This is a genomic window from Streptomyces sp. CC224B (genome assembly GCF_030010595.1).
Taxonomy (GTDB): domain Bacteria; phylum Actinomycetota; class Actinomycetes; order Streptomycetales; family Streptomycetaceae; genus Streptomyces; species Streptomyces longispororuber.
Genome location: NZ_JASCXL010000210.1, coordinates 1 through 5,839, shown reverse-complemented (window position 1 = coordinate 5,839; position 5,839 = coordinate 1). Strand labels below are relative to the sequence as shown.

Here is a 5,839-nt window from a genome sequence, read left to right as displayed (position 1 = left end):
TGGGCGCAATCCGATCCCATGCCGCATCCGTCAACTCACCACGACCCACCACAAGATCAATTATCAGACAGGACCTAGTCCCGACGACTTCATTGTCATCGCCCCGCTCGGCCGGTGCACCCGCAGCGGAATCAGCCGCTCCAGGCGGGGTGCCGGGGGTCGTCGGCCCGGATGACGACGTCGGCGGCAGCCGCGGGGTCGTGCTCGTCCTCGTAGCGCTCGAAGGCGGGCAGCGTCCACTGTTCCTCCGGTGGCGTGCGTCGCCAGCGCGCCCGGGGAGAGGCGTACGTGCACCGTCAGATCGAAGGGGAACCAGTGACCGAACAGCAGGGGGCCGTGCAGCAACAGCAGGCCGCCGGGAGGGAGGTGGACGTACGGGCTGCGTGTGGCGCGGTCGGACACCGGGTCCCACAGGTCGGGCAGGACCCGGCCGGTGCCGCCCGCTTCCAGGGGGCCGAAGACCTCGCGCCACAGGGCGGCCGTGTCGAACCAGCCGCTGTAGTAGGCCTCGACGTCCTCGTGCCCGTACTCGAACCGCAGGGAGGCGGGCCGCAGGAAGCCCTGCGTGCCGACGACGAGCGCGGACCGCCCGCGGACTCGCAGTGCCTCGCCGACCCGGGCCGCGAGGTCGCCGGGCCGGGCCGCGGGCGCGCCGTCGAAGGCCACGCGGGGCCAAGGGGCGCCGTCCGCCGGGCTCAGCTGCAGGAGCCGGTCGGCGAGGCTGTCGGTGAGCCGTTCCCAGGTGATCGCTTCGAGTCGCACGGAGCCATGATGCCCGGCGGCCCGAGGCGCGGGCCGGGCCGGTCGGCCTGGGGGCGCTTCCGCGTACGGCCTGCCTGCTACCGGGCGGGAGGGACCTCCCCGGACGAGGTACAGCGGATGGCGGGCGCTGTACGGCGGGCGTGGTGGAAGCGGCCCTGCGGGCCCTGGCGGGAGTGAGCCCGTCGGGGGCCGGGCACGGCAGGGCGGTGAGACGGGTGCGCATGGGGGTGCGGGGACGGGACATGGCCGAGGGCGCGTCGTGGCATTTCACTTGTCGTAGACACACCACACCGTGCAGGATCTTGCGCGGCGCGCCGACCGCCCGAGGCCCGGTCCCCCGGGAGCAGCGATCGTCCGAAGGCCGGACCAGTCAGGGAGTTGCCATGATCGAGGGACCCTACTTCGTGCTCACCGTCCTCGGCGCCGTCGCCTGCGGTCTTGTCGCGGGGGTGTTCATCGGCTTCTCCACGTTCGTGATGAAGGGCCTGGCCGCGCTGGAGCCGGCCCAGGGCATAGCCGCGATGAACGCGATCAACGTCGCGGCGGTCACGCCGGCGTTCATGGCCCTGTTCATGGGCGCGACCGGGCTGTGCGCGGTGCTCGCCGTGGTCACGTTCGTGCTGTGGCCGGAGGAGGGGACGGTGGAGCTGCTGCTCGGAGCCGTGCTGTACCTGGTGGGCTGCTTCGGCGTGACCGTGGCGGCGAACGTGCCGCGCAACGACGCGCTGGCGAAGGTGGACGCGAAGTCGGAGCAGGGCGCCGCGTACTGGCGTACGTACGTGACGGAGTGGACGCTGTGGAACCACGTCCGCACCGGTGCCGCCACCGCCGCAGCGGCGTCCTTCGTCATCGGCATCACCTGACCCGCGGCATCGACTCCCGCGCCCGCCCGGCCCACCAAGAACACCAGGAGCCCAGACCCCCGGGAACACCGGGAACACCGGGAACACCGGGAACACCGGGAACACCGGGAACACCGAGGCCAGGTCACCAGGGGCGGTGGGGTCACCGCTCCGCGGCTGTCACGCCTTCCGTGCCACCCCGCCGTAGATGGGCACCGGTCCCTCGCCCTCCAGGGGGACGGGCTCTCCCAGTTCGGGGTGCCAGGCGTCGACGGCCGTCACGCCCGGGGGTGTGAGGTCAAGGCCGTCGAAGAAGCGGAGGACGTCCGCGCGGTCGCGCAGGGCGAGGTCGAGGGCGCGGGACGCGTACAGGTCCCCCGCGGCCTTGGCGCGGTCGGGGGTGAACTCGCCGGTGCCGTGCGACAGCATCAGCCAGCTCCCGGACGGCAGCGCGGACATGAGCCGGTCCACCAGCTCGTACGGGCCGTCCTCGTCCGGCACGAAGTGCAGCAGGGCGATCAGGGAGAGGGCGACGGGCCGGGTGAAGTCGAGGGTCGCCCGGGCTTGTTCGAGGATCGCCGCCGGTTCCCGGACGTCCGCCTGGATGTACTCCGTCGCGCCCTGGGGAGTCGAGCGGAGCAGCGCCTCCGCGTGGGCCAGCACGATGGGATCGTTGTCGCAGTACACGACGCGGGCGTCGGGCACGGCGCCCTGCGCGATCTGGTGGAGGTTGGGCTCGGTCGGGATACCGGAGCCGATGTCGAGGAACTGGCGGACGCCGGACGCCGCCAGCCACCGCGTCGCGCGCTGCATGAACGCCCGGTTGGCCCGCGCGATGCCGGGGATGCGCGGGTCCATGGAGACGAGCCGGCGGCCCATCTCCTCGTCGACCGGATAGTTGTCCTTGCCGCCGAGCCACCAGTCGTACATCCGCGCGGGATGCGGCTTGCTGGTGTCGATGTACGGCGACGCGGCCGCCGCCTCCGCCTCCGCCTCGGCGCGGTGGTGGCGGTCGGCTCCGGACACGGTCATGGAGGACTCCTCATCGGCTCGGCCCGAACGGACTGCGGCATCCCGCACGCGCACCTCGTACACCCCGCAACGGCTGCGTGAAGAACCCCGCACGGCCACGTGGGGATCCCCGCACAGCCATGTGCGGACCCCGCCCGCGGCCACGTGGGGATCCTTCACAGCCATATGTGGACCCCGCGCGGCCACGGGAGGACAACCTACCGACACCTACGGACACCGTACGGACGAGGTGCGGGCCGGGGGCGGGATCGCGCCAGATCCGGGCGCGGGCGGCGCGGGGCCGCTACGCGCGTCACGACAGCAGGAAGTCCGCCTCCCCCGCCTTCGCTCCCTGTATGAACGCCCGGATCTCGCCATCGGTGTAGATGAGGGCGGGGCCGTCGGGGTCGGAGGACTGGCGTACGGCGACGCGGCCGTCGGCGAGCTTCATGGCCTCCAGGCAGTTGCCGCCGTTGCCGCCGCTCCAGGGCTTGTGCCAGCCCTCGTTGCCGAGGTCGCGGGCGGGCATGCCGTTGTAGACCCGGGAGGACCCTGGGGGCCGGGAATCGGCGCGGGTGTCGGGCCGGGACGCGGGGCCCGTGCCCGCACGGTGTCGATCTCGGTCCATTCACAGCTCCTTGCGGACATCCCGGAGGATCTCCTTCGTGCGTTGTGCGGTAGCGGCCTGGGCCGCCATGCGGTCCATGACCTCCAGGTGCGTCGCCACCTCGGCGCGTGCGTCCAGGTAGACGGCGCCGGTGAGGTACTCGCTGTAGACCATGTCCGGAAGCTCCGCCATGGCGAAGCGGAAGAGCACGAACGGTCCGAACGTGCCCGGGTGCGGGCCCGCCGCGAACGGCGCGACCTGCAGCGTCACATGCGGCATCTCGGTCGCCTCGAGCAACCGGTCGACCTGCGCGCGCATCACCTCGGGACCGCCGACGGGCCGCCGCAGCGCCGTCTCGTCCATCACGACCCACAGGCGGGGCGCGTCCTCGCGGCTGAGTAGCGTCTGGCGCTCCATGCGCAGGGCGACGTAGCGTTCGATGTCCTCGGGCCGGGTCTGGCCGATGGCCCCGGACAGCAGGACGCCACGCGCGTAGTCCTCGGTCTGCAGCAGTCCGGGCATGAAGTGCGGTTCGTACGACCTGATGAGGCTGGCGGCGCCCTCCAGGCTGACGTACATGCTGAACCAGCCCGGCAGGATGTCGTGGAACCGCTGCCACCAGCCCGGCTTGTTCGCCTCCTCGGCGAGGGCGACGAACGCCTCGGCCTCGTCGTCCGGGACGCCGTACGCCTTCAGGAGGAGCTGCAGATACGGGATCTTCAGCGCGACCTCGGCGGTCTCCATGCGGCGTACGGTGGCCGGGGCCACACGCAGGATCCGCGCGGCCTCGTCGCGCTTGAGTCCCGCGCGCTCACGCAGGTCCTGCAGGCGACGACCGAGAACGACCTGTCCGACGGTCGGCGCCGACCGCGGTTCGCTCACGACTTACCTCCACCCACTACGCGTCACTCTCTGCATCGCATCTTGCCACTTCGCGTCACTGTACGTAGTCACGCGGTGCGTCAACTCACGCCGCATGGTGAGGCGTTGCGAGAAGTGTGCCATGGGACGTCTCAAAGGAACATGTCACTGTGCACTTTTCAGAGTGGCCCTTGCCAAGGTGTTCGCGCCGGGGCGATAGTGGAGAGCGTGACTCCGCCCGCATCGTTAGGAACTGAAGCCACCGAGCCCCGACTTGGCGCCCGCGCCGAGAAGCGGACCGAGGGCGCCGATCCCTGCGTCACCTTCACCCTGGCCGCGCTGCCGAGCTCTGTCGGCCGTGCCAGGCGGCTGACGCGCGACCGGCTCAGTTCCCTCGCGGTCGGCGACGACGCCTGTGACACCGCGGCGCTCGTCGTGTCGGAGCTGGTCACCAACGCCATCGTGCACACCGCGAGCCGGACCGTCGTCTGTGAGATCCGCACGGAAGCCGACACCGTGCGGATAGCCATACGCGACGAGGGCTGTGGATCGGGGGTTCCACGCCCGACCGGCCTGCGCGGGCCTGACGAGGAGCACGGGAGGGGGTTGCTCCTCGTGAGTGCCGTGAGCAACGCATGGGGTGTCCAGCAGTCCGGAACCGGCCTTTCGGTGTGGGCGGAGCTACCGAAGTCTCCGCCGGCGGCGGACGGGTTCGGCGGGGATCTCGACGGCCTGGCCTTCGGGACCGGCGCCGATGTTCTCGAAGCCGATCTTCTTGAAGCCGATCTCCTCGAAACCGATCTCCCCGAGAACGATTTCCTCGGGACCGATCTTCTCGGCGGTGGTCACGCCGGCCGACGGCCGGCGCGGGGAACACAGCAGAGATGAACAGCTTCGGCGCCTGTGGGAACGGCGTCTCCGGCGGCCACGGCAGAGGCCTGACCGGCGGCGTGCGCCATCGGACCAACCAGCGCGTGACCGGCGGCCCGCGGGCCGCCGGGGCAGGGATGCGAGTGCGACAGTGATGCGGTCGGGGGATATGTGAGCACGGGGACAGCACGACCGTTCGACCTTGACACCTTGGTACGGCTCTCGCGCGAGCGGGAGCGGGCGACCGGACGGCGAGCCGTGATTGTGCAGCCAGTGGCACGGCTCGCCGTCCCCGCCGGAATGCGGCAGCCGCTCGGCTGCGACGCGGTCGCCATGCCCGCGGAGTTCGGACCGCGGCTCTTGGAGCGGCTGCCCCGCGTCGGCTGCGTGTACGAGGACGGACCGCGCTGGTGGTGGATCGTTCCCGCGGAGTCCGACGTCGCGCTGGAGTGGCCGCCCTCGGCGTTCTACTCGCCGGGCGCGCTGGTGCCGGACGCGACGCGGGAGCCCGTGCTCGTGCACCGGCCGGAGGGTTCGGTGCCGTACACGCCGCCCATCCCCCTGTACCTGGCCCTGTGCCGGATGTCCGGCGCCGTCCCGGGGTGGGCCGGGCCCGTCCGCGCCTGACTGCGGCGTGGCCCGTCCGCGCCTGACTGCGGCGTGGCCCGTCCGCGCCTGACTGTCGGCCGGGCTCGTCCTCCCGTACGCGCGCTCGCGCTCCGGGCCCGTGTCCCGGGCCCCCTATCCCGGGCCTCCCGGTCCCGGGCCGCCCGCCGAGGGCGGCGCACAGCACCAAGGGCGGCGCCCCCCCAGCGGCGGTGGGCCCCCCCGTTGTTTGTGGGGTGAGGTGGGGTGGGGGGAGGTTCGGGTGGGCGGGGGGCCCGGG

General features: G+C 72.1%; 6 protein-coding genes and 1 pseudogene. 3 read left to right on the top strand and 4 right to left on the bottom strand.

The features are described 5' to 3' along the window. Window positions 1-131: 131 nt before the first annotated feature. Window positions 132-762: pseudogene (locus QK440_RS40595) on the bottom strand (uridine kinase). Window positions 763-1,145: 383 nt separating this feature from the next. On the opposite strand from QK440_RS40595, the gene QK440_RS40590 reads away from it, so the two are divergent. After that, a complete protein-coding gene (locus QK440_RS40590) occupies window positions 1,146-1,625 on the top strand; it encodes an anthrone oxygenase family protein (RefSeq protein ID WP_282798288.1) in 480 nt (159 codons plus the stop codon). 159 nt (window positions 1,626-1,784) lie between these two features. On the opposite strand, the gene QK440_RS40585 is transcribed toward QK440_RS40590, so the two are convergent. The 3 genes from QK440_RS40585 to QK440_RS40575 all read right to left on the bottom strand — a co-directional run bounded on the left by QK440_RS40585 (window position 1,785) and on the right by QK440_RS40575 (window position 4,104). Continuing rightward, window positions 1,785-2,630, bottom strand: a complete 846-nt coding sequence (locus QK440_RS40585) for an SAM-dependent methyltransferase (RefSeq protein WP_282798289.1) — start codon at window positions 2,628-2,630, stop codon at window positions 1,785-1,787. Between the two features lie 298 nt (window positions 2,631-2,928). Next, window positions 2,929-3,144, bottom strand: a complete 216-nt coding sequence (locus tag QK440_RS40580; RefSeq protein WP_190137463.1) for a DUF397 domain-containing protein — start codon at window positions 3,142-3,144, stop codon at window positions 2,929-2,931. 99 nt (window positions 3,145-3,243) lie between these two features. Then, entirely contained in the window at window positions 3,244-4,104 is an 861-nt protein-coding gene (locus QK440_RS40575) for a helix-turn-helix transcriptional regulator (protein WP_282798287.1), read from the bottom strand. Window positions 4,105-4,311: 207 nt separating this feature from the next. Between QK440_RS40575 and QK440_RS40570 the strand changes: the two genes are divergently transcribed. Both QK440_RS40570 and QK440_RS40565 read left to right on the top strand, forming a co-directional pair. Then, the gene (locus tag QK440_RS40570) at window positions 4,312-4,971 is read left to right on the top strand and encodes an ATP-binding protein (RefSeq protein ID WP_282798286.1); all 660 of its coding nucleotides are present in this window, start codon (window positions 4,312-4,314) and stop codon (window positions 4,969-4,971) included. 240 nt (window positions 4,972-5,211) lie between these two features. Beyond that, complete coding sequence (locus tag QK440_RS40565) at window positions 5,212-5,580, top strand: hypothetical protein (protein WP_282798285.1); 369 nt, start codon at window positions 5,212-5,214, stop codon at window positions 5,578-5,580. Window positions 5,581-5,839: the final 259 nt, after the last annotated feature.

What these genes read in the sequence shown, in the direction of transcription:
- QK440_RS40590 (WP_282798288.1), top strand. Translation starts at nt 1,146, where the DNA reads ATGATCGAGGGACCCTACTTCGTGCTCACCGTCCTCGGCGCCGTCGCC.
- QK440_RS40580 (WP_190137463.1), bottom strand. Translation starts at nt 3,144, where the DNA reads ATGCCCGCCCGCGACCTCGGCAACGAGGGCTGGCACAAGCCCTGGAGC.